The 22,173-nt window shown below is 67.1% G+C and carries 17 protein-coding genes; 7 read left to right on the forward strand and 10 right to left on the reverse strand.

Annotated features, from left to right (window positions below; genetic code table 11):
* Positions 1-221: 221 nt before the first annotated feature.
* On the reverse strand, positions 222-4,328 hold the full coding sequence (locus ACFXKN_RS24600; RefSeq protein ID WP_378961292.1) for a transglutaminase family protein: 4,107 nt from the start codon (positions 4,326-4,328) through the stop codon (positions 222-224).
* A gap of 153 nt (positions 4,329-4,481) precedes the next feature.
* Here ACFXKN_RS24600 and ACFXKN_RS24605 point away from each other — a divergent pair, with 153 nt between their 5' ends.
* Positions 4,482-5,123 carry a hypothetical protein gene (locus tag ACFXKN_RS24605; protein ID WP_378961228.1) on the forward strand — a complete coding sequence of 214 codons (642 nt, stop codon included), beginning with the start codon at positions 4,482-4,484 and terminating at the stop codon, positions 5,121-5,123.
* Positions 5,124-5,176: 53 nt separating this feature from the next.
* Here the strand turns inward: ACFXKN_RS24605 and recR are convergent, their stop codons facing one another.
* Positions 5,177-5,785 (reverse strand): recombination mediator RecR, encoded by a 609-nt coding sequence (gene recR, locus ACFXKN_RS24610; RefSeq protein ID WP_056822003.1) that lies wholly within the window; start codon positions 5,783-5,785, stop codon positions 5,177-5,179.
* Complete coding sequence (locus tag ACFXKN_RS24615; RefSeq protein WP_379433917.1) at positions 5,785-6,129, reverse strand: YbaB/EbfC family nucleoid-associated protein; 345 nt, start codon at positions 6,127-6,129, stop codon at positions 5,785-5,787. Before ACFXKN_RS24615 ends, recR begins: the two co-directional genes overlap by 1 nt.
* A 354-nt stretch (positions 6,130-6,483) precedes the next feature.
* Between ACFXKN_RS24615 and ACFXKN_RS24620 the strand changes: the two genes are divergently transcribed.
* The 3 genes from ACFXKN_RS24620 to ACFXKN_RS24630 are packed head-to-tail and all read left to right on the forward strand — an operon-like array spanning position 6,484 to position 8,198.
* A complete protein-coding gene (locus ACFXKN_RS24620) occupies positions 6,484-6,975 on the forward strand; it encodes a hypothetical protein (protein WP_379433918.1) in 492 nt (163 codons plus the stop codon).
* A gap of 45 nt (positions 6,976-7,020) precedes the next feature.
* A complete protein-coding gene (locus ACFXKN_RS24625) occupies positions 7,021-7,848 on the forward strand; it encodes a MerR family transcriptional regulator (RefSeq protein WP_379433919.1) in 828 nt (275 codons plus the stop codon).
* Complete coding sequence (locus ACFXKN_RS24630; protein ID WP_378960979.1) at positions 7,848-8,198, forward strand: VOC family protein; 351 nt, start codon at positions 7,848-7,850, stop codon at positions 8,196-8,198. Before ACFXKN_RS24625 ends, ACFXKN_RS24630 begins: the two co-directional genes overlap by 1 nt.
* A 20-nt stretch (positions 8,199-8,218) precedes the next feature.
* Here ACFXKN_RS24630 and ACFXKN_RS24635 read toward each other — a convergent pair whose 3' ends face one another.
* A complete protein-coding gene (locus ACFXKN_RS24635) occupies positions 8,219-8,653 on the reverse strand; it encodes an SRPBCC family protein (RefSeq protein WP_379433920.1) in 435 nt (144 codons plus the stop codon).
* 180 nt (positions 8,654-8,833) lie between these two features.
* On the opposite strand from ACFXKN_RS24635, the gene ACFXKN_RS24640 reads away from it, so the two are divergent.
* Entirely contained in the window at positions 8,834-10,276 is a 1,443-nt protein-coding gene (locus ACFXKN_RS24640) for an FAD-binding oxidoreductase (RefSeq protein ID WP_379433921.1), read from the forward strand.
* Positions 10,273-11,589, forward strand: coding sequence for a class I SAM-dependent methyltransferase (locus tag ACFXKN_RS24645; protein WP_379433922.1), 1,317 nt, complete (start codon positions 10,273-10,275; stop codon positions 11,587-11,589). Before ACFXKN_RS24640 ends, ACFXKN_RS24645 begins: the two co-directional genes overlap by 4 nt.
* Before the next feature lie 122 nt (positions 11,590-11,711).
* Here ACFXKN_RS24645 and ACFXKN_RS24650 read toward each other — a convergent pair whose 3' ends face one another.
* On the reverse strand, positions 11,712-15,251 hold the full coding sequence (locus ACFXKN_RS24650) for a protein kinase (protein ID WP_379433923.1): 3,540 nt from the start codon (positions 15,249-15,251) through the stop codon (positions 11,712-11,714).
* 581 nt (positions 15,252-15,832) lie between these two features.
* Complete coding sequence (locus tag ACFXKN_RS24655) at positions 15,833-16,291, reverse strand: hypothetical protein (RefSeq protein ID WP_378960595.1); 459 nt, start codon at positions 16,289-16,291, stop codon at positions 15,833-15,835.
* A gap of 216 nt (positions 16,292-16,507) precedes the next feature.
* Between ACFXKN_RS24655 and ACFXKN_RS24660 the strand changes: the two genes are divergently transcribed.
* Entirely contained in the window at positions 16,508-17,257 is a 750-nt protein-coding gene (locus ACFXKN_RS24660; RefSeq protein WP_378960578.1) for a hypothetical protein, read from the forward strand.
* Positions 17,258-17,374: 117 nt separating this feature from the next.
* Here the strand turns inward: ACFXKN_RS24660 and ACFXKN_RS24665 are convergent, their stop codons facing one another.
* The 4 genes from ACFXKN_RS24665 to ACFXKN_RS24680 form a co-directional block, all read right to left on the reverse strand.
* Positions 17,375-19,531, reverse strand: a complete 2,157-nt coding sequence (locus ACFXKN_RS24665; RefSeq protein ID WP_378960560.1) for a 3-hydroxyacyl-CoA dehydrogenase NAD-binding domain-containing protein — start codon at positions 19,529-19,531, stop codon at positions 17,375-17,377.
* A 42-nt stretch (positions 19,532-19,573) separates the two neighbouring features.
* Complete coding sequence (locus ACFXKN_RS24670; RefSeq protein WP_378960484.1) at positions 19,574-20,788, reverse strand: acetyl-CoA C-acetyltransferase; 1,215 nt, start codon at positions 20,786-20,788, stop codon at positions 19,574-19,576.
* Between the two features lie 189 nt (positions 20,789-20,977).
* A complete protein-coding gene (locus ACFXKN_RS24675) occupies positions 20,978-21,676 on the reverse strand; it encodes a DNA polymerase III subunit gamma/tau (RefSeq protein WP_379433924.1) in 699 nt (232 codons plus the stop codon).
* Between the two features lie 271 nt (positions 21,677-21,947).
* Positions 21,948-22,173: hypothetical protein (locus ACFXKN_RS24680; protein ID WP_379433925.1), on the reverse strand; the 226-nt coding region annotated here is incomplete at its 5' end.

Raw genomic sequence — 22,173 nt, forward strand, 5'->3', positions numbered from 1 at the left:
AGCCACCGAGCCTCCTGTAATTTTCGCGGCTGGCGCCGCGGGGTTTTGCGGCCCCGAATGTCGGCGATTCTTCCCTCCTCCGGTCAGTCGCTGCGCTCCCTCCCTCCGTCACTCCAGAATCGGGACGGCCGCAAAACCCAAAGCCACTGACTTCCAACGACTCGTCGACCAGATCGGCCTGTGTGTCGACCAGACGTTCGGTGGCGCGCCGAAACTCTCGACTACTGGCCCCACACTGTTCGCGCGCGGCGTAGGTCCAGGATGCCTGGCGCTCCGACATCGGTCGACTGTGCCGCGATCTTCGCACGGAGTTCGGCGGGATCCATCGGATTCACCGTATGTCCGGCGGCCTCGAAACGGCGGTTGCGGCGCGATTGGGCGGCGACGGCGTTGACGGGTGCGTCGTCGTAGGCGCGGCCGCCGGGGTGTACGACGTGGTAGGTGCAGCCACCGCGGGAGATGCCCGTCGCGACGTCTACCAGGTCGAACACCAAAGGGGCGTCGACGGTGATCGAGGGGTGCAGTGAGTTCGGCGGCTGCCAGGCGCGGTAGCGCACGCCTGCCACCTGGACGTCGGATTTGTCGGTGGCCAGCAGCGGTACTGGCATGCCGTTGCAGGTCAGGACGTAGCGGCCGCGGTCGGCGCCGACCAACCGCACCTGGAGGCGTTCCACCGACGAGTCGACGTAGCGCGCGGTGCCCTGGCCGGTGGTCTGTTCGCCGAGGGTGAGCCACGGTTCGATCGCGCCGCGCAGTTCCAGCTCCGCCTCACCGATCATGGCGGTGCCGATGCGGGGGAAGCGGAATTCGGTGAAGGGGTCGAGCCAGGCGGTGTCGAAGTCGACGCCCGCCGCGCGCAGGTCGGCCGCGACCTCGGCGATGTCGTTGTTCAGGAAGTGCGGCAGCAGATAGCGGCCGTGCAGGTTGGACCCGTGGCGGATCAGCGGCGCGCGCAGCGGCTTGTCCCAGAACATCGAGACCAGGCCGCGCACCAGCAACGACTGCACCATCGCCATCTGGAAATGTGGCGGCATCTCGAAACCACGCAGTTCCAGCAGCCCGAGCCGGCCGCGAGCCGAGTCGGGGCTGTACAGCTTGTCGATGCAGAACTCGGCGCGGTGGGTGTTGCCGGTGAGATCGGTGAGCAGGTGCCGCAGCGCGCGGTCGATATGCCAAGGGGCCGACTGGATTTCGTACGGCGTGGGGCCAGGGGCTTGTTCGGCGGTGAGCCTGGCGACCTCGGCGAAGGCGATCTCGAGTTCGTAGAGCGCGCCTTCGCGACCCTCGTCCGCGCGGGGCGCCTGCGAGGTCGGGCCGACGAAACGACCCGCGAACAGGTACGACAGCGCGGGGTGGCGCTGCCAGTAGGTGAGCATGGAAACCAGCAGGTCGGGGCGGCGCAGCAGCGGTGAACGCGCCGGGGTGACGCCACCGAGGGTGATGTGGTTGCCGCCGCCGGTACCGCCGTGGGTGCCGTCCACGTCGAAGGATTCGGTGCTCAGCCGGGCGAGCCTGGCCTGCTCGTAGAGGGTGTTCAGCACCTCGGCCTGCTCGGCGAACGAGCTGGTGGGCATGATGTTCACCTCGATCACACCGGGGTCGGGCGTCACCGAAAACGTCTGTAGCCGTGCGTCACTCGGCGGGGCGTAGCCTTCCAGCACCACCGGCTGCCCGATCGCCACCGCCGCCGCCTCCACCTTGGCGATCAGATCGAGGAAGTCGTCGAGCTCGGTCACCGGCGGCAGGAACACATGCAGCCGACCCTGCCTGACCTCGGCGACCAGCGCGGTCGTCGGCGTGAAATCGGCCGGCTCCACCGCGGCGGCCGGCTCGACCCGTTCTTCACTCAGCGGTTTCTGGTAGAGCGGGTCGCTGTCGGGCAGGATCGGCGGCGCGTGCCAGGACACCGAACCGATCGGAAGGCGTAGTCCGGCAGGCGAATCGCCATCGGCCAACACGATCCGACCGCGACTGTCCTCGGCACGGCCACGGCGCAGTTGCCAGTCGGCACTGGCCCAGCCGACGCCGTCGGCCCGCCGATGAATCGGCAGCACATACGCCGACGGCTGATCGACCGACTCCTCCAAACTCTCGAGCAATACCCGCCGCACCTCGGGCGAGTCCTCGGTCGGGTCGATATCGGCGGGCGGCGGATCGCCATACGGCGCGCTCACGGTCGCTGCCAACCGCGCCAACGGATCCTCGAAAGCGGGCCGCACCTGCACATCCGGCAACCCCAGGGTGCCCGCGATCTCGGCGATCAATGCCTTGGCCGCACCGATGTCGGCCGCGGGCGCCCGGTCGGGAATCACCCCGGCGGCCGAGTTGCTCGGTTGCGAGCGGGTCAACTGGATGGGCGGGTGGACCGACGGCGGCGCGCTCCCGGCCCCCTTTTTCCCGCGAAACTTGTTCTTCCTGGCGGCTTTTCGCAGTTCAGCCGCTGCCTTCTTGGCCGCCTTGGCTGACTCCTTCGCTGCCTTCTTCGACACCTCGGCCTTCTCCGCCGGGCGAACAGCGCCACCGGCGTCGGCGCAGGCCTGCTGGGTCTCCGCCGCGCGGCGATGTTCGGCGGCGACCAGTTCGACGGGTTCGTCGATCAGCGCCGGCCCGTCGTCGAACTCCACCACCTCGAGATCCGCCGCCTCGACAGCGGGTTCTGCCGCCTCCGCGAGATCGCCCGCATCGACATAGTCGACTCTGTCGAGCAGATCGACACCGCCCGCCTTGCCCATCCTCCGGACCTCGTCATCCCCGGCAAGCCCCAACGCGACAACCGCGGCGGCGATTTCGTCACCGCTGACGCGACGACGCGCATCGAAGACCGGGACCATGTCGGTGTCGATCGTGGCGGCGGGGAGGTGCGCTTCGAGCACCGACACCGCGCCGGCCGACCCTGGCACGTCACCGACGGCGTCCGCACCGGACTCGTCCGCCAGCCCCAGCGCGACAACCGCGGTCGCGACCTCGGCACCGGCAGGCGCGTAGCCGTTCGAGTGGTCGGCCCCCACTGTGTCGGCGACGCCCCCAGTCGACGGCGTGTGCCGGGAAACCGGCGTCCACGGGTCGGCGAGTAGATCCTGACGCCGCCAGATCGGCTCGCCATCGGCCCGCCAGGCGATCGCGATCTCCCAGCGGGGCAACGGTTCTCCGGGATACCACTTGCCCTGGCGGTACTGCACGATGCCGGTCGGCGCGTAGATCGAGCGGAGTCGGTCGGCGAGGTCGACGGCGCGCTCACGTTTGTGCCTGCCGTCGGCGTCGGTGGTCCACTGGGCGCTGACCTGGTCGTCGATGGAGACGAAGGTCGGCTCACCGCCCATGGTGAGGCCGACATCGGCCCCCGCCATCCGGGCGTCGATCGCGGCACCGGATGCGACGATGCTTTCCCACTGGGAATCGGTGTAGGGCAGCGTGACTCGCGGATCCTCATGGATACGGCGAACCACATTGCTGAAGTCGAGGGTGGCCTCAGTGATCCCGGTGGCCCCGGTGATCGGGGCGGCGGCGCCGGGATGCGGGGTGGCGGCGAGCGGGATGTGGCCTTCGCCCGCGAACAGGCCGGAGGTGGGATCCAAGCCGACCCAGCCCGCGCCGGGCAGATACACCTCGGTCCAGGCGTGTAGGTCGGTGAAGTCGGCGGCCGGGCCCGACGGACCGTCCAGCGACGGCACATCGGAGGTGAGCTGGACCAGGTAGCCGGAGACGAAGCGGGCGGCCAGCCCCAGCTCACGCAGCACGCCGACCAGCAACCAGGCCGAGTCACGGCAGGACCCGAGCGCGGTGCGCAAGGTGTGATCGGGCGTCTGCACACCCGCCTCCATGCGCACGGTGTAGTCGACCGAACCGCGCAGCGCGTAGTTGAGTTCGACGAGATAGTCGATGGCACGGATGCGGCCCTGCGGCCGGTGCACCCGCGCCCAGTCCCGCAGCAACTCCCCCGGCCCACTGCCCGGCTCCGCCTCGTCGACGCGCCGCAGATAGGGCGCGAGATCCGCGGCGAGTGCGGTGTCGTACTCGAACGGGAAGAACTCGGCGTAATCCTCGATGAAGAAGTCGAACGGGTTGACCACCTCGAGGTCGGCGATCAACCCCACGGTGATCGACAACTCCTTCGTCGGGTTCGGAAACACCAGGCGCGCAACGAAATTACCGAACGCGTCCTGCTGCCAGTTGACGAAGTGCTCGGCCGGTAACACCTCGAGGGAGTACGCCTCGATCGGCGTGCGCGAGTGCGGGGCGGGGCGCAACCGCACTTCATGCGGATGCACCTCGACGAGACGATCGAAGGAGTATGCCGTGCGGTGCTCGAGTGACACCTTGATGCCCATTCACCAAGTGGACCACACACCCCCGACACCGCGCGGGCCGACGAAACCGGAGTTTCCCGACCGGCACCCCTTTCGAAACACCGCGGTAATAGCCGGTCTCGGCCCTGTGGGTTACCGGCCGAGACGCGGGGCACCAGCGGCTAAGCTGGCACCGTGAGCTACGACCACATCCTGCTGCCATCCGGCGTCGCCAGCTCTGTCGACGAGATCGACGCCTACCTCGCCGCCCAGGAAGGCCTGACCGAGTCCGAACCGATCGCCGAGATCGCGGCCGAGTTGAACGCGCGCAACGCCGAACTGCCGGTGGACGACTCGTTCCTCAGCGTCGAATCCGTCGGCGGCCCCAGCGGCGACACGCTCTACATCCCCTCGCCGTACGACGCCATCGGCTTCGTCCGCAACCTGCTCTTCGACCTCGCCACTCCGCGCGGCTACGCCGTCTACGATCCGCAGCTGACCTGGATCATCGACCCGGCCGACCACATCCCGATCAACGTCACGCACGGCGGTGCGGGCGAATTCCCGTATCTCACCGAGGAATTGGCACACCAGTGGGTCGCCGGGCTCGCCGCCCCCAACCCGTACCTCATCGTCGAAGAGGGCGAACAGCGCTACATCCAGACCTACCGCGACCCGAGCGGCCCCTACACCCTCGAATATCGCGACGGCGCCCCCGACCGGCATTTCGGCACGACCCTCGACGACCCGGCGCAGGTCGCCGCCATCATCTGGGACTGGGCCAACGGCAAGCCCGCCACCGCCGAGGGTGTCACCTGGACCCGCGTAGAGCTCTGAGCCTCGTGCGGCCGCGACGGCGGCAACCACGCCTACCGCCGTCGCGCCTGGTCCTACAGCGTCCGTCGGCCGGAAAGTGCCCGGCCGAGGGTCAGTTCGTCGGCGAATTCCAGGTCGCCACCCATCGGCAGCCCGGAGGCCAACCGGGTGACGGTGAGCCCGGGGAAATCGCGCAGCATCCGCACGAGATAGGTGGCCGTCGCCTCGCCCTCGGTATTCGGGTCGGTCGCGATGATCACCTCGCTCACATCGATGCCGTCTTCCTGATTACCGATGCGGGTCAGCAGCTCCCTGATCCGCAATTGATCGGGCCCGACGCCGCTGAGCGGATCGAGCGCACCACCGAGCACGTGGTAGCGACCACGGAACTCGCGGGTGCGCTCGATCGCCTGCACATCCTTGGGTTCCTCGACCACACAGATCATCGTGCGGTCGCGGCGTGGGTCGGCACAGATCCGGCACAGCTCACCATCGGCGACGGTGCCGCACGAGACGCAGAACTGCACGCCGTCGCGCACCTTCTGCAGGGCGGCCTGCAGCCGGTCGATATCCGGCGGCTCCACCTGCAATAGATGAAAAGCGATGCGCTGCGCGCTCTTCGGACCGACCCCGGGCAGTTTGCCCAGCTCGTCGATCAGATCCTGAACCGGCCCCTCATACATCAGAAGTCGGGCAGACCGGGCATCGAACCGCCGCCGAGGCCCTGCGACAGGGGACCGAGGCGCTCGGCCGCGAGCTGCTGCGCATTGGCCATCGCGGCGTTGATCGCGCCGATGACCAGGTCCTGCAGTCCGTCGACATCGTCCGGATCGACCACCTTCGGGTCGATCGTCAGTGCGATCACCTCGCCGCTGACCTTGATCGTGGCCTGCACCAGACCGCCGCCTGCCTGACCGGACACCTCGGTCTCGGCGAGCTCGGCCTGCGCCTGCATCACTGCCTGCTGCATCTGCTGAGCCTGGGCGAGCAGTGCCTGCATATCGAACTGACCATCACCGGGTTGCACAACACTCCTGTGTCTTTGGCGGCTGGCGCCGCGGGGTTTTCGGCCCTGGGGGCCGCACACCGAGGGACGATACTGCGCCTCCGGCATTCCGTCTCGCCCTCGGGTGCGAGGCGGCCGAAAACCGTGGGGTGCGTCGGGTGCGGAGCTCTGGCCGCGTGCGGTTGCCAGTTTAGTCGTGGCGAATGGCCGCTGAAACGATGGCTCCGCCGGGGATTCGAGCATACGATCAGACCAGGTCTGGCAATGATTCAGCAATCTCTAGGAGATCAGATGAATGCATCCCGTGCGCGCCTGGCATCAGTTTCAGCCGTGTTCGCATCCGTCGCTAGCCTGCTTCTTCTCACTCCCGCCGCCGTGTCAGCCGACTCCGGCGGCGCGATCAACGACTACGGCAACGGCTGCGTACTCGATCCAGGCAATCGCGCGGCGACCATCGATTCGTTGCGCTTCCGCTGCAGCATCACCCAGCAGGACCAGATCTACCGTGACGCGCAGGCGGGCGCGGTGGCGACGGGCCTCACCAACGGCTGGGTGACACGCCCGCCGCAACTCGAAGCGGCCGCACCCGCACTGTGGATCGGCAAGGTGTTCCGCACCGGACCGGACGGCGGCTCACTCACCAACCGGGTCACCGGCGCCGGGATCGAGGCTTTCCCCGCCGATGTCTATCGAGCACCGTCGATCCTCGATGGCGCCCCCACCTGGGCACTGAACTACGCGCCGTCACCCACACCACAGGTCTACGACGAGATCCGCGAGGTCACCCCGGGTGTCTGGTTCGGCTATTCGTGGTGGCGCGAGGGCTCTTGGCCACTGCTCGCCGCCTTCGTGTTGGCGCCCGCCTGATCGGAGCTTGACCCTCCACCCGCTGGAGGGTGTTGTCTTGCTCTTATGACAGCAACCGTGGCGATCGGCGAGTTCGCCCGCCTCACCCATCTGAGCGTCAAGACGCTGCGGTATTACCACGAGATCGAGTTACTCGAACCTGCCGCGGTGGATGTCGGCACCGGCTACCGCCGATATTCCACCGACCAGGTGGAGCGAGCCCATCTGATCCGCCGCCTGCGCGATCTGGACATGCCGCTGCCGGAGATCCGCACCGTGCTCGCCGCGGCCGATCCCGCCGAGCGCGACGCTGCGCTGCGGGCGCATCTGATCAGGATGGAGGCGGCGCTGGATCGCACCCGCGAGGTGGTGGTTTCGCTGCGCGCCCTGCTCACCGCGCCCCCACCACCGATCGAGGTCGACTACCGGATCGAGCCCGCGTTCACGGCGCTCACGGTCACCGACCACGTCGAGCACACCGCCATCGCCGATTGGTGCGGCACAGCGTTCGAGCAGCTGTACATGATCCTGCTCGAGTCGGGCGTGGATCCGGGAGGCGTTGCTGGCGCGACGTATTCGAACGAGTTCTTCACCGAAGACAACGGCGCGGTGACCGCGTACGTGCCGTTGCCGCCCGGGGCCGAATTCGTCCCCACCCGCGGCTTCGCCATCGTCGACTTCCCGGCCCGCCACTTCGCCGTGGCCATACACAACGGCCCGTTCGAAGACTTCGACCGCACCTATGGCGCACTCGGCAGCCACGTCGCCGAGCACAGCGCCGCACTGCCCGGCGAACCGGTCCGCGAGCGCTATCTCGTGGGACCTGACATCACCGATAACCCGGCCGAATATCGCACCGAAGTGTGCTGGCCGATCACCGAAGGAGAAATCTGATGACCATCGTCCTGGCCAACATCACCATGGACTGCCACAACGCCACCGCCCAGGCCGAGTTCTACGCACAACTGCTCGATTTGCCCGTAGACCCGGAGGCGTCGCAGTTCTTCGCCACCGTCGGCAAATCCGCCGGCCACGCCCCGACCCTGATGTTCATCCAGGTCCCCGACAAGACCCCTGGCAAAAATGTGGTCCATCTGGATTTCCACACCGCGGAGTGGGCCGAGTACATCGAGCGCGCGATCAGCCTGGGCGGCAAGCACATCGGCGACTTCGACGAGTACGGCATCCAGTGGACCACCCTCGCCGACCCCGAAGGAAACCTCTTCGACATCGGCAAGGACTGACCGACTCCCGAGAACTGGGTTCAGGCCAGTTCGCGCGAGAGGTTGCCGAGAACCTCGGCCTGGATCTTCTTCAGTCCGAGGGGGGCGAAGATGCCCTCGAAGATGCCCGCGATGCCGCCCGCACCCTTCCAGATGGTCTCGACGGTGACCTTCGAGCCGGTGCCGTCGGGGGTGACGGTCCAGGTGTTGACCATGGTGGAGTTGGCGTCGCGCTCGGTGAGGACCGAATCCGCCACCGTGACGGTCGCGCGCACGTTGCGTGTGCGCTTCTCGGTGGCCTGCAGCGTCCACTCCACCACGGTGCCCGCGCCGTTACCGCCTTCGACAACCTTGTAGTCGCGGTAGTGCGAGGAGAGAATGCGCGGCCGAATCGTCTCGTAATCGCCGATCGCTGCGAGCGTGCGCTGCGGATCCGCGGCGACGACGATCGAACTGCTGGCGCTGACCTGTCCCACTGTTGACTCCTTGCTGGGGGGTGTGGCGATATCTCGACCGGGTTACATCCTGCCCTGTCTCGCACCGGTTCACCCGACCAGGTCGGGGCGGCGCGGGAACATGTACGTGACTTTTTGTCGCGGCGCGCAAGTATCCGGTGGCCGGGCGGACGGGGTCGTACTAGCGTCAAAGGGGTGGCAGTGAGTCTTTTGGGTAGGGCTGGTCACGAACCGGCCACACGCGAGTCCGGATATGCCGCGCATCGGGCGGGTGTGGAGCGACTGCTGGCAAGCTATCGCGCCATCCCACCCGGTGCCGTCGTCCGGCTGGCGAAGAAGACATCGAACTTGTTCCGGGCCAGGGCGGCACCCACCGCGCCCGGCCTCGACGTGTCCGGCCTGGGGCAGGTGATCGCGGTGGACCCGCGAGCCCGCACGGCCGACGTCGCGGGCATGACCACCTATGAGGACCTGGTGGCAGCCACCCTCCCCTACGGGCTGGCGCCGCTGGTGGTGCCCCAGCTCAAGACCATCACCCTGGGCGGCGCGGTGACCGGCCTCGGCATCGAATCGACCTCGTTCCGCAACGGTCTGCCCCACGAATCCGTCTTGGAAATGGACATTTTGACCGGCTCCGGCGAGATCGTCACCGCGACACCGACCGGCGAGCACGCCGACCTGTTCCACGGCTTCCCCAACTCCTACGGCACGCTCGGATACTCCGTCCGGCTGAAGATCGAGCTCGAACCCGTTCTGCCGTTCGTGGAACTGCGGCACGTGCGCTTCCACGACTTGCGTGAGCTGGAAGCCGAACTCGATCGGATCGTCGTCGAACGTCGCTTCGAGGGCGAAGATGTCGATTACGTCGACGGCGTGGTGTTCAGCGCGAGCGAGAGCTACCTGACCCTGGGTCGCCGGACCGAGGAGCCGGGGCCGGTCAGCGATTACACCGGCATGGACATCTTCTACCGCTCCCTGCAGCACGCCGACGGCGTGACACGCGACCGGCTGACCATCCACGACTACCTGTGGCGCTGGGACACCGACTGGTTCTGGTGCTCGCGCGCGTTCGGCGCCCAGAATCCGAAGATCCGCAGGCTCTGGCCGAAGTCGCGCCGCCGCAGCAGTTTCTACTGGAAACTGGTCGCGCTCGACCGCAAGTACCACATCGATGACCGCAGGCAGGCCCGCAAGGGCAACCCCCCGCAGGAACGCGTCGTGCAGGACATCGAGGTGCCGGTCCAACACACCGCCGACTTCGTCGAATGGTTCCTCCGGGAAATACCTATCGAGCCGATCTGGTTGTGCCCATTGCGCTTGCGTGCGCTCGACGACGCGCCGGCCACGGACGGTGACCGTCCGTGGCCGCTGTATCCGCTCGAGCCACAGCGCACCTACGTCAATGTCGGATTCTGGTCGGCGGTGCCGACCGAGCGAGGTCAACCGGAAGGGGCGGCCAACCGCGCCATCGAGAAGATCGTGTCCGCGTTCGACGGACACAAGTCGCTCTACTCGGACTCCTACTACGACGAGGCCGAGTTCGCCGAGCTCTACGGCGGCGACACCTACACCGAACTGAAGACCCGTTACGACCCGGACCAACGACTGCTGAATCTGTATTCGAAGGCGGTGCAACGCAAGTGACGACATTCAAGGACCGATCCGAGGTATTGGCAGAGCTGGGGACCCGGCTCAACATCGCCGAGGTCGTCGAAACCCTCGTAGACGGCGACATCCCTGTCCGCCTGACCGCCTACGACGGCAGCACGACCGGCCCGGTGGACGCGCCCTTCACCCTCGAGATCAAGACCCCACGCGGCATCAACTACCTGGCGGGCGCCCCCGGCGACCTCGGCATGGCGCGCGCCTACATCGCCGGTGACATGACCGCCGAGGGGGTGCATCCCGGCGACCCGTACGACATCTTGAAAGCCATGCAGGACATGAAGTTTCATCGTCCTTCGGCACTGTCGCTGGTCACCATCGCCCGCTCGCTGGGCTGGGAGCGGCTCAAGCCGATCGCTCCCCCGCCGCAGGAGACGCTGCCCCGGTGGCGCCGGATCGCGCTGGAAGGCCTGCGCCACTCCAAGACTCGCGACGCGGAGGCGATCCACCACCACTACGACGTCTCCAACAAGTTCTACGAGTACGTCCTCGGCCCGTCGATGACCTACACCTGCGCGGTGTACGGCGATGAGAACTCGACGCTCGAGCAGGCACAGGAGAACAAGTACCGCCTGATCTTCGAGAAGCTGCGCCTGAAGGAAGGCGACCGGCTGCTCGATATCGGCTGCGGCTGGGGCGGCATGGTTCGCTACGCGGCACACCGCGGTGTGCGGGTGATCGGGGCGACGCTGTCGGCCGAACAGGCCGCCTGGGCACAGCAGAAGATCGCCGAGGAAGGTCTCAGCGAGCTCGCCGAGGTCAGGCACAGCGACTACCGCGACATCCCCGAGGGCGAATTCGACGCCGTCTCCTCGATCGGCCTCACCGAGCACATCGGCGTGCACAACTACCCGTTCTACTTCGGCTACATCAAGGACAAGCTGCGGGTGGGCGGGCTGTTCCTCAATCACTGCATCACCCGCCACGACAACACCCGCACCACCAAGGCGGGCGACTTCATCGACCGCTACGTCTTCCCCGACGGGGAGCTGATCGGTTCCGGCCGCATCATCGCCGATATCCAGAACGTCGGCCTCGAGGTGCTGCACGAGGAGAACCTGCGTGAGCACTACGCGCTGACACTGCACGAATGGTGCAAGAACCTGGTCACCAATTGGGACGAGGCCGTCGCCGAGGTCGGCGAGGGCACCGCGAAGGTGTGGGGGCTGTACATGGCGGGCTGCCGACTCGGCTTCCAGCGCAATGTGATCCAGCTGCACCACGTGCTCGGCGTGAAGCTCGATTCGAGCGGCAACTGGGATGTCCCGTTGCGGCCTTGGTGGCAGCCTTAGCAGTCGCCGTGTTCTCGGCGCGCCTCCGCCGATGGACTGACCGAAGGGTGCGACGAAGGAGTGCCCGTAGGGAGGGAAGAGGTGGAGTTCAGCGCCGAGAACTGCGGCACCAGCCGCCAAGATTATTGCAGTAGTTCGTCGAGGAAGTGACCGGGCAGGTCCCGCAGGATCGGATGCTCCTGCCCGTCATGGGATTGCGTGCGCAACACATGCAGCAGGCCGACCACACCCGGGCCCGCGTCCAGCAGCGGTCTGGTCCAGCTCAGTTCGGCGCAGGTGCGCAGGACCGGCAGCACCAGCCCGGTCGCTTCCCCGACCCACCCCGCCGACGCAAGACATTCCGCGAGCAGCAGGGTCGCGTCCAATTCCGCGCGTGGACGGGCTTGGTCGAGTGTTTTCGCGTAGATCACCCTGGCGTGGCGGGCGGCGCGATCATCGGCACGCAGCCGCTGTTCGGCCAGCAGGATGCGGATTTCGGCGATGCCACGCGCCTCGGTGATCAGCGCGGCGGCGCCCTTCTTGCGCCGTGCGCCGTTACCGGAGGTGTCGGGAACGAAGCCGTCCTCGCCGGTGGGGAATCCGAGCCTGGACCGTTCGGCCCGCACGTGGGCATCCAGGCGGGCCAACCCGTTCTCCGCGGCCACGCGCGCGCCTTCGTCGAGGCGCGCCGAGGCTGTGTATTGGTCGCCGAGCGCGGCCTTCACCCTGGCCCCGATCACGAAGGTCGCGATCAGGAAGTCGACCGGACCGACCCGGGTAACCAGCTCGTGGCTCTCGTCGAGCAGCCGATCAGCCAGCACCAGATCACCACGGCGATAAGCCAATTCGCCGAGGAGCGCGGCCGCGATCCGGGCGGCGTCCGAGCGCGGCCCGGCCTTGGTCCGCGCGGTCTCGTAAGCCTGCTCGAAAAAGGTAGTAGCAGCGGCGATGTCGAGACGCTCGTAGGCGGCGTCGCCCAGCGCGCACAGGCCGAATACCGGACCGAGCGGGTCCTTCGACTGTGTGTGATAGTCGGCGGCCCAATCCTGTAGCTCGGTCACCGCGTCGAAGTCGAACTCACACAGCCGAACGAACGACATCAGATTCGCGGCGGTCGACACCGTCCAGGCAGGCAGGTCGCCGGGTTCTTCCAACACGGCGGCCAGGCTGTCGGCCACCTCGGCGATGTCATCGTGGGCTACCCGGTCGGCGGCATCGAGCACCGTTGCCACGCAACGCTGTTCGGTCAGTTCCGGCTCACCGGGCGAGCTGCGGGCCAGCAGGTTCGACAGCCTGCCGAGCGCGCTGCGGGCGGTCCCGGTCTGCTGCATGTTCATATTGGCCCTGGCTACCGCCATCAACAGTTTCGACCGTGACGTCACCTGCTGCACAGGCAGTTTCGAGACGGTGCCGAGCAGGGTGGCCAGCCGGGAACCGTCGATCAGGTCCATGCCGCCGCTTTCGAGCAGGTCGGCGGCGAGTTTGAGATCGGTCGCCGCCAGTGCGTGATCCACGGACTTGCGCAGCAGTTGATGCTCGGCGTACCAGCGAGCAGCCTTGCGGTGCAGCATTTTCGAACGTCCAGGATGTTCGCGGTCGAGCCTGGCGCGCAGGTGCTCGGCGAACAGCGGTTGCATGCGGTACCACTCCGGGTCGTGCTGGATCCGGTGCAGGAAAAGCTCACGCTGCTCGGCTTGTGCCAGCAGCGCGGCACCATCGGGCACGTCGGCGAGCAGCCCGGCCAGGGAGCCGTTCACCCGCTCGACCACCGAGATCGCCATCAGGAACTCGAGCTGCTCCGGCGCCAGCGCGTCGAGCACGTTCTCGGCCAGGTACTCCCGCATCCCGTGCCCGCCCTCGGCGAGCGAGGCGAGCAACTGCGCCGGGTCGGCCTTACCACGCAGCGTCAGGCTCACCAGCTGGATCGCGGCGGGCCAGCCGTCGGTCGCGACGTGGATCTGCTCGACCTGCTCATCGGTGAGCGCGAAACCGTTGCGTTCCACCAGGATCTGGCGGGTCTCCGATTCGGTGAGCCGCAGCGCGGCGGCGTCCAGCTCGACCAGTTCGTCGCGTACCCGCAACCTGCTGATCGGCAGGCCGGACTGATCGCGACTGGTGATGACGAACCGCACGTGGTGGCAGCCGTTGTCGAGCAGGGTCGCCATCGCCCGTTGCACGCCGGGGTCGCGCACGCGGTGCCAGTCGTCCACTACGACGACCACCGGTTGCCCGCTGGCGTGGATCTCATCGATCAGGGTGGCGATCACGTAGGCGACGGCGTCGGCGGGACGCTCCTCCAGCACCTGCTCGAGGCCGGCGCCGACATCGGGGCGCACCCGGCGAATGGCCTCGATGAGGTGGGCGAGGAACCAGATCTCGCTGTCGTCGTCCTGGTCGACACCCAGCCAGGCCACCGGAATACCGCGGGTGGCCAGATCCGCGCGCCACTGCGTGGCGACGGTGCTCTTGCCGAAACCGGCGGGCGCGTGGATCAGGGCCAGTCGGCGCTCGCCGCCCTCGCGCAGCACGTCGAGCAGGCGCTGGCGGGGGAAGGGCTCGCGCGCGGGCGTCGGCGGGCGGAATTTGGTGGCGGCGGTCGGCGGCAGGGTGCCGGTCGTCGTGCTCGGCATGGGTACCGAGGGGCCTACGGTCTGCAGGGTCAGCGGCCAGCTCCGGCGGCCGGTGACCGATTTCAAGACCTCCGATGCGTCCTCGGTGGTGTCCTCGGAGTCGAGCAGCGCCATTTCGTCGGGCATCTGGCCGTGGGCGCGCTGAACCTCACGCAGCATTTCGCCGAACTCGTAGGCGGAGGAAGGGCGGTCGGTCGGCTCGGGCGACATGGCCTTTTCGATCACCGCGGCGACGTCGCTCGGGATGTCCTGGGCGCGCAGGTCGGGGACGGGCTGGGTGGTGATGCGCAGGAACTGGGCGACCACCTTCTCCCCCGATTGGCGTTCGAACGCGGCGTGGCCGGTCAGCAGGGCGAACAGGGTCGCGCCGAGGCCATAGATATCAGACTGAACGGTCGGTTCATTGCCCTTGAGCACTTCCGGCGCGGTGAACGCGGGCGAGCCGGTGATCAAGCTGCTCGACGTCTGGAACCCACCGGGGATTCGGGCGATGCCGAAGTCGGTGAGTTGCGGTTCCCCGTAGCCGCTGAGCAGCACGTTCGCCGGTTTCACATCCCGATGCAGAATGCCCGCCCGATGTGCCGACTCGATCGCCGCGGCCAGCTTCACCCCGGCTCGCAAGGTATCCGACCAGGTCAGCGGGCCGCGATCGTGGATGAGGCGTTCGAGCGAGCCGCGCGAGCAGTACGGCATCACGATCAGCGGCAGCCCGGTCTCGGTCACGTCGACCTGCAGGATGTCGACGATATTCGGGTGACCCGAGAGCCTGCCCATCGCCTGTTCCTCGCGCAGGAACCGTTCCCGGCTCTCCACGTCGATTTCCGAGGACAGCACCTTCACCGCGACGACTCGATCCAGCGCAGGCTGTAAGGCCCGGTACACCACGCCGAACCCGCCGCGCCCGATCTCCTTGGCTCCCGTGAGGCCCATGGCGTCGAGTTCGGCGATCACCGCCTCGTCGGGCACCCCCGGCGCCATCGTCCGCTGCGTATTCAGCCCCACCGGCGCCGCCTCGGCCAGCCCGCGCTGCATACGCGTCTGCTCCGGATCCATGTGACCACCTCTCACCATCGGCGTCACCGGCGTTTCGGTCGGTATGCGGGGTTGTCACCGACATCACCGCACATATCCAAGCTAGCGCGATCCGGCGTCTATCGGGTGGAGATTCGACGCTGTGGCGGCAACGGTTGTCCGAACCGCGGCACAACACACCGCGAGCGCGATCAGCGCGGTGCGACGACCCGTGGGCGACAACGCGATCCACCAACGAACTGGAGATCAGTCGGTCGCCTTCGGATGCCCAGTACCGGCGACCACGATCCATACGATGCGCGACTCGGCGTCAGGGCAGTACCAGATTCGCCCACCTCCAGTAACTTCGTACTGCCACTGGTCGAGCAGCTTCCCACCCACGACGTGAGTCGAGAGAGCGCCCTTGAGTTTGTCCTGGCGAGCAGGGTTTTCCGGTTTTGTCGGGCGCTCAGTCAACACGATCCATGCCTCCCAGGTGCTCGCGCGCGCCGATCGACATAGCTCCTCCCAGCCCTTCGCTGCTGCTGTTGTGGCAAATCGCGCCTCCCACATGCCGGGACCCGCAGGCGGCGCGACTCGGTCACCTCGCTTCGGCGACATTGCTAGTCCACCTCGGGTTCCGGCACCGGTCCGAAATCGGTGTCGATCGGCGTGGTCAGTTGTTCGACGAGGTCCGGGTCTGTGTAGATATATGCCGTATTGCGCCACGCGTGCACGGTATTGGCCAGCATCGACCATTCGCCCAGCTCTGCCGATGCTTGAAAGGACCGCGCGAATTCCCTGACAAACAACACCCGATCGGCCTCGGGAAGCAGGTCTACCCAGGGGAATTCATCGATCAATGCTGCTGCAGCGATATCTGGTGGCAGATGTGTAAGGACGTTGCGCAAGGCTCTGGCCGCCGCCATTGCGCCTTCGGCCTGCCCTTGCGCCCGATCCTCACGCATGAGTAGCAGCGCAGCCCCGTCACGACGCCGAACCCGCACGTCGCCTTCATCCGCGAGCCGAGCCACCTGCTTCGGGTCGCGCTGCAACTCGCTCCATTGCACCTCGGTGATCATGCCGCATACCTCAGCCATCGGGAAGGACTTCTGAATTTTTTCAGAAGTTCTGTGTCAAGTATGACACGGCGTTCCCATAACCCACGGTTTATGGCGGAGCCTCACCTGTCAGACGCGTGGCGAGGCCATCTGTAGCGGACGGTCAGAGGTCAGTACAGTCGATGGCACGACTCGGGCGGATAGGGAGCGCGTCGAGCGGATTGGGGGGAGTTGGTTATGACGTATCCGTCGGGGCAGCAGGATCCGGCGCCTTGGGGGCAGCCGCAGGAGTACGGTGCCGCCGGTCCGAAGCCCTATGCGCAGGAGATCGCGCCGCTCGGACCGCCACCGAAGTCGAACGCGGGGTGGATCGTTGTCGCGCTGGTGGCGATCGCCGGGTTGGCCATCGGCGCCGGGCTGCTCGTAGCAGCCGGTCGGGACAGGGTTGCGGGTACCGCGGTGGCCGCGTCCTCGAAGGCTACTTCCACCACTGCCGCGAAACCGACAACGACTACCAAGCCGAAGCCCAAGTCGGGGGCGAAGTTGAGCTATGCCGACTATGAGGGGCCGTGGGACTTCAAGCTCGGCGCGGTCGAGATGAACGCCGACTGGGTGGAAGGACGCGATCACGACAACTGCGCCGCGGTCGAGAAAGACGGGAAGCTCACCGGGCTCGGGTGTCAGTACGCGGTCGAGATGCTGCTCTCGGCCGAGGCCGGAGCAGTGAAGCTGACCCAGTTCGTACTGGCGATGCCGGACGCGGCGGCGGCTGAAGCGGCGGCCGACAAGATCGAGCAAAAGGATCTGAAAGTGCGCCCCGCAGGCATGATCGACGACTTCGAGACCGGCAAATGGAAGGCCGGGGCATCGAAGGAATTCGTGGTGATCACGCTCGTGACCGCGACCGCGGCTGTCGATTCGGCGCTCGTCGAGAAGTACCTACGATACCGCCACGGCGACATCGTCGGGGCGCTCGGCTTCCGCTAGCGGCCTTGCTACTAGCCCGAAGGCCGACTACGCCAAGCGCTGACAACGAAAGAACGCCCGCCACCTCGGTGAGGTGGCGGGCGTCGGCGATCCGGCGCGAAGACCGGAACTACCTACTTACTTGCGCAGCGAGGCCGGGACCTCGAAACGCGGGCCGAACTTCGCGGCCAGCTCGTCGGCGCGGGCCACGAAGGCCTCCTGGCCACCGGGGTAGCCCACGATGAACTGGTGCGAGCCACCCGACCAGGCCGGGAAGCCGATGCCGAAGATCGAGCCGATGTTCGCGTCGGCGGTGCTGGTGAGCACGCCTTCGTCGAAGCACTTCTGGGTCTCGATGGACTCGGCGAACATCATCCGGTCCTTGAGGTCCTGGAAGGTGACACCCTCCGGAAGCTCACGGCTCGAGTTGAAGATCTCGCGCAGGTCGTCCCACAGGCCAGTGGCCTTGCCGTCGACGTACTCGTAGAAGCCCGCGCCGCCCAGCTTGCCGGTGCGCTTGTGCTCGTCGACCATCGAGTTGACGACCTTGGAGGTCGCCACGTTGGCCGCGTTCAGCTCGCCACCGGCGGCCAGGACGGCGGCCTGGGTCTCCTTGTAGATCTTCTGCATGGTGGTGAAGTTCAGCTCGTCGCTGAGCTTCAACGGCGCGGCCGGGTAGCCGGCCTGCAGACCGGCCTGCTCGATGGTGGCCGGGTCGATGCCCTCGGCGACCATGGAGATGGCCTCGTTGATGAAGGTGCCGATCACGCGCGAGGTGAAGAAGCCACGGCTGTCGTTGACGACGATCGGGGTCTTCTTGATGGCGAGAGTGTAGTCGTACACCCGGGCCAGCGCCTCGTCAGAGGTGTTCTTGCCCTTGATGATCTCCACCAGCGGCATCTTGTCCACGGGGGAGAAGAAGTGGATACCGATGAAGTCCTCGGAGCGCTTCACACCCTCGGAGAGCAGGGTGATCGGCAGAGTGGAGGTGTTCGAGCCGAGCAGGGCATCGACGTCGACGATGTCCTCGATCTCCTGGAAGACCTTGTTCTTGAGCTCGGGGTTCTCGAACACGGCCTCGATGACGAAGTCGACACCCTTGAAGTCGGCCGCGTCGGCGGACGGGGTGATGCGAGCCAGGAGCGCGTCGGATTTCTCCTGGGTGGTCTTGCCACGCGAGAGCGCCTTGGCCTCGATGGCCTCGGCATAGCCCTTGCCCTTGACGGCGTTGGCGAGCTCGACGTCCTTGAGCACGACCTCGTAGCCGGCCTTGGCCGAGACGTAGGCGATGCCCGCGCCCATCATGCCCGCGCCGATGACACCGATCTTCTTGATGTCGCGCTTGGGCACATCCTCGAACGACGGACGAGAGCCGCCACCGTTGATGTGGTTCAGGTCGAAGAAGAACGCCTGGATCATGTTCTTCGCGACCGGGCCGGTCAGCAGGCTCGTGAAGTAACGGGCCTCGATCGTCAGCGCGTTGTCGATGTCGACCTGCGCGCCCTCGACCGCCGCGGCCATGATGGCGCGCGGGGCGGGCATGTTGGCGCCCTTGATCTGCTTACGCAGGTTGGCCGGGAACGCGGGCAGGTTCGCCGCGAAGGCCGGGGTGGACGGGGTGCCACCGGGGATCTTGAAGCCCTTCTTGTCCCACGGCTGGGCGGCCTCGGGGTTGGCCGCGATCCACGCCTTGGCGGCGGGAACGAGTTCCTCGATGGTGCCGACGACCTCGTCGATCAGGCCGATTTCCTTGGCCTTGGTGACGCGGTGACGCTGACCCTGCAGCAGCACCTGCATCAGCGCGTTCTGCAGGCCGAGCATGCGCACGGTGCGGGTCACGCCACCGCCACCGGGCAGCAGGCCGAGGGAGACCTCGGGCAGGCCGATGGCCGAACCCTTGACGTCGGCCGCGATGCGGTAGTGGGTGGCCAGCGCGATCTCCAGGCCGCCACCGAGGGCAGCACCGTTGATGGCGGCGACGACCGGCTTGCCGAGCTGCTCGAGGCGACGCAGCGGGGCCTTGACCCGGGCGACCATCGCCATGACCTCGGCCGCGTTGTCCGGGCCGACTTTCATCATGTTCTTCAGATCGCCGCCGGCGAAGAAGGTCTTCTTGCCAGAGGTGAGCACGACACCGGTGATGTCGTCCTTCTCGGCCTCGAGGCGGTCCACGGTCGCGACCATCGAATCGAGGTACGCGTCGTTCATGGTGTTGGCACCCTGGTTGGGGTCGTCGACGGTCAGCACGACCACGCCGTCGGCGTCCTTCTCCCAGCCGATGATGTTGTCAGTCATAGTTTTTCGTTCTCTCCTATGAGAAGTGAAGTCGGCCGAGGCTCAGACGCGCTCGATGATGGTGGCAACGCCCATACCGCCACCGATGCACAGGGTGATCAGGCCGTAGCGCGCGTTGCGGCGCTCCAGCTCGTCGAGCACCGTGCCGGTGATCATGGCGCCGGTGGCACCGAGCGGGTGGCCCATCGCGATCGCGCCACCGTTGACGTTCAGCTTCTCGTCCGGGACGTTGAGGTCCTTCTGGAACTTCAGCACCACGGAGGCGAACGCCTCGTTGATCTCGACGAGGTCCATGTCCTCGATCGTCAGGCCTGCCTTGGCCAGTGCCTTCTTCGCAGCCGGGGTAGGACCGGTCAGCATGATGGTGGTGTCCGCACCCGAGGTGGCGGTCGCGACGACGCGGGCGCGCGGGGTCAGACCCGAGTTCTTGCCCGCTTCCTCGTTGCCGATCAGCAGCAGGGCGGCGCCATCGACGATGCCCGAGCTGTTGCCACCGTGGTGGACATGGTTGATCTTCTCGATGTAGGTGAACTTCTGCAGCGCGACGGCGTCGAAGCCACCCATCTCACCGATGCCCGCGAAGGCCGGGCCGAGCTTGCCCAGGTCGGCGGCGGTCGTGCCGGGACGCATGTGCTCGTCGTTGTCGAGCACGACGAGGCCGTTCTGGTCCTTGACCGGCACGATCGACTTGGCGAAGTAGCCGCCGGTGGTGGCCTTGGCCGCCAGGTCCTGCGAACGCACGGCGTAGGCGTCGACGTCATCGCGGGTGAAACCCTCGATGGTGGCGATCAGGTCGGCCCCGATACCCTGCGGCACGAAGTAGCCGTCGTAGTTGGTGGCCGGGTCCAGCGCCCAGGGGCCGCCGTCGGAGCCCATCGGCACGCGCGACATCGACTCGACGCCACCGGCGATCACCAGGTCGTCGAAGCCGGAGCGAACCTTCTGCGCGGCCAGGTTCACGGCCTCGAGGCCGGAGGCACAGAAGCGGTTGAGCTGGAAGCCGCCGACGGTGTCGGGCAGACCCGCGATGGTGACCGCGACGCGGGCGATATCCATGCCCTGGTCACCGACGGGAGTGACGACACCGAGGATCAGGTCCGAGATCTGGTCCTCGTCGAGGTTCGGGAAACGGCCACGCAGCTCCTGGATCAGACCAACAGTCAGATCGATCGGCTTGACCGAGTGCAGCGAGCCGTTCTTCTTGCCGCGGCCGCGCGGAGTGCGGATGGCCTCGTAGATGTAGGCCTCTGTGGTCATATCGGAGTGTTTCCTTCCTTGGGGTGCGGTGGCCGCACGAACGCCACGACCAATTGTCTCGACGCCGTACAAATCCCGGCAAGCACCAGCGGAGCATAGAACCATGCTCTTCCGGTGATACCGGCCACCCGTTCATACTACCGTGGTGTGCGAACTCCGGTTAACTTAACGCGGTGCGGACGGTGGCTGTCAACCATCCAGACTCTTTGCTCCGAACTGTTCACGTAGCAACGCCAGAGCGACCTCGTCCGGGTCTTGACGGTCACCGGGAGCCACCGGCACCGCGGCGGCGGCCAGCATCTCCCGTTCCTCTTCGGGGGTCGGCGGGGCGAGCACGGCGGCATTGCGCGCGGAATCGGCGCCGGAGCGGGACTCGGACCCACTGTCCGGGCCGGGATCATCGGGTAAGTCGGGGAAATCGGGCGGCGGAATGTCATCGTCGGATGGCCGGTTCGCCCGGTTCGTCGACTGGTTGCCCCCGGCCTGACTCGGCCGGGAGAATTTCGGCCGCCCCGCGGGCTTGCTCTCCGGACTCGCCGTTCCCCGTGCCGCCCCGGTCTTGGCGGCGGGCGCCGGTCGCGGCGCGGGAGCTCCGGTCTCCCAGCGCACATTCAGTTCACGCCCGAGCACCGCCCGCACGGCTGAACGCACCGCATCGATATTGCGCGGATCGGACAACCGCTGCGCCAACGGCGCGCTCTGATGCGCGAACACGATCACGTCACCGTCGACCCGCGACACCGCCGCCCCCGACAGCAACGCCTGCAACGTAGCGCCGAACTCGCGCACCCGGCCCTTGATCTCCGGCCACGCGGCATCGACGATGCCGACCAGATCCTCGGTCGCCGCCGGTGGCTGCGCGGCGCCGACCCGCGGCTCCGCCTGCACAGGGGCCGCCTCGACCGGCGACGACGCTGCGCCGACAGCCGACTCGGGTTCGGGCTGAGCCGACGAATCCGCCTGGGGTGCTACCGCTTCCGGCGCCGAGGTCGGTTCGACGCCAGCGCGACGTGAGCCGGTTTCGGTCGGCCGTCCGGAGAACTGCTCGGGGCCAGAGCTTTCCGACCGAATACGGGAGTCGGACGGCGCTGTCCTGACTGTTTCAGCCGGGGGAACACCTGCCACAAGTCGTTGGGGGGCAACATTTTCCGAAGGGCCTTCACCGACGCCCTGCCCGGAATCGACCGGTGGTGAGGTAGGCGACGCGGGCGGCGCGACTGGCGCAAGCGATGCGGACTGCGCGGCAGACATCGGCGGTGCGGACTGTGCGACCGGCGCAGGCGGTGCGGGCTGCGCGGCAGACATCGGCGGTGCGGACTGTGCGACCGGCGCCAGCGATGCGGGCTGCGCGGCAGACATCGGCGGTGCGGACTGTGCGACCGGCG

The organism is Nocardia sp. NPDC059195, from assembly GCF_042754695.1.
GTDB lineage: Bacteria > Actinomycetota > Actinomycetes > Mycobacteriales > Mycobacteriaceae > Nocardia.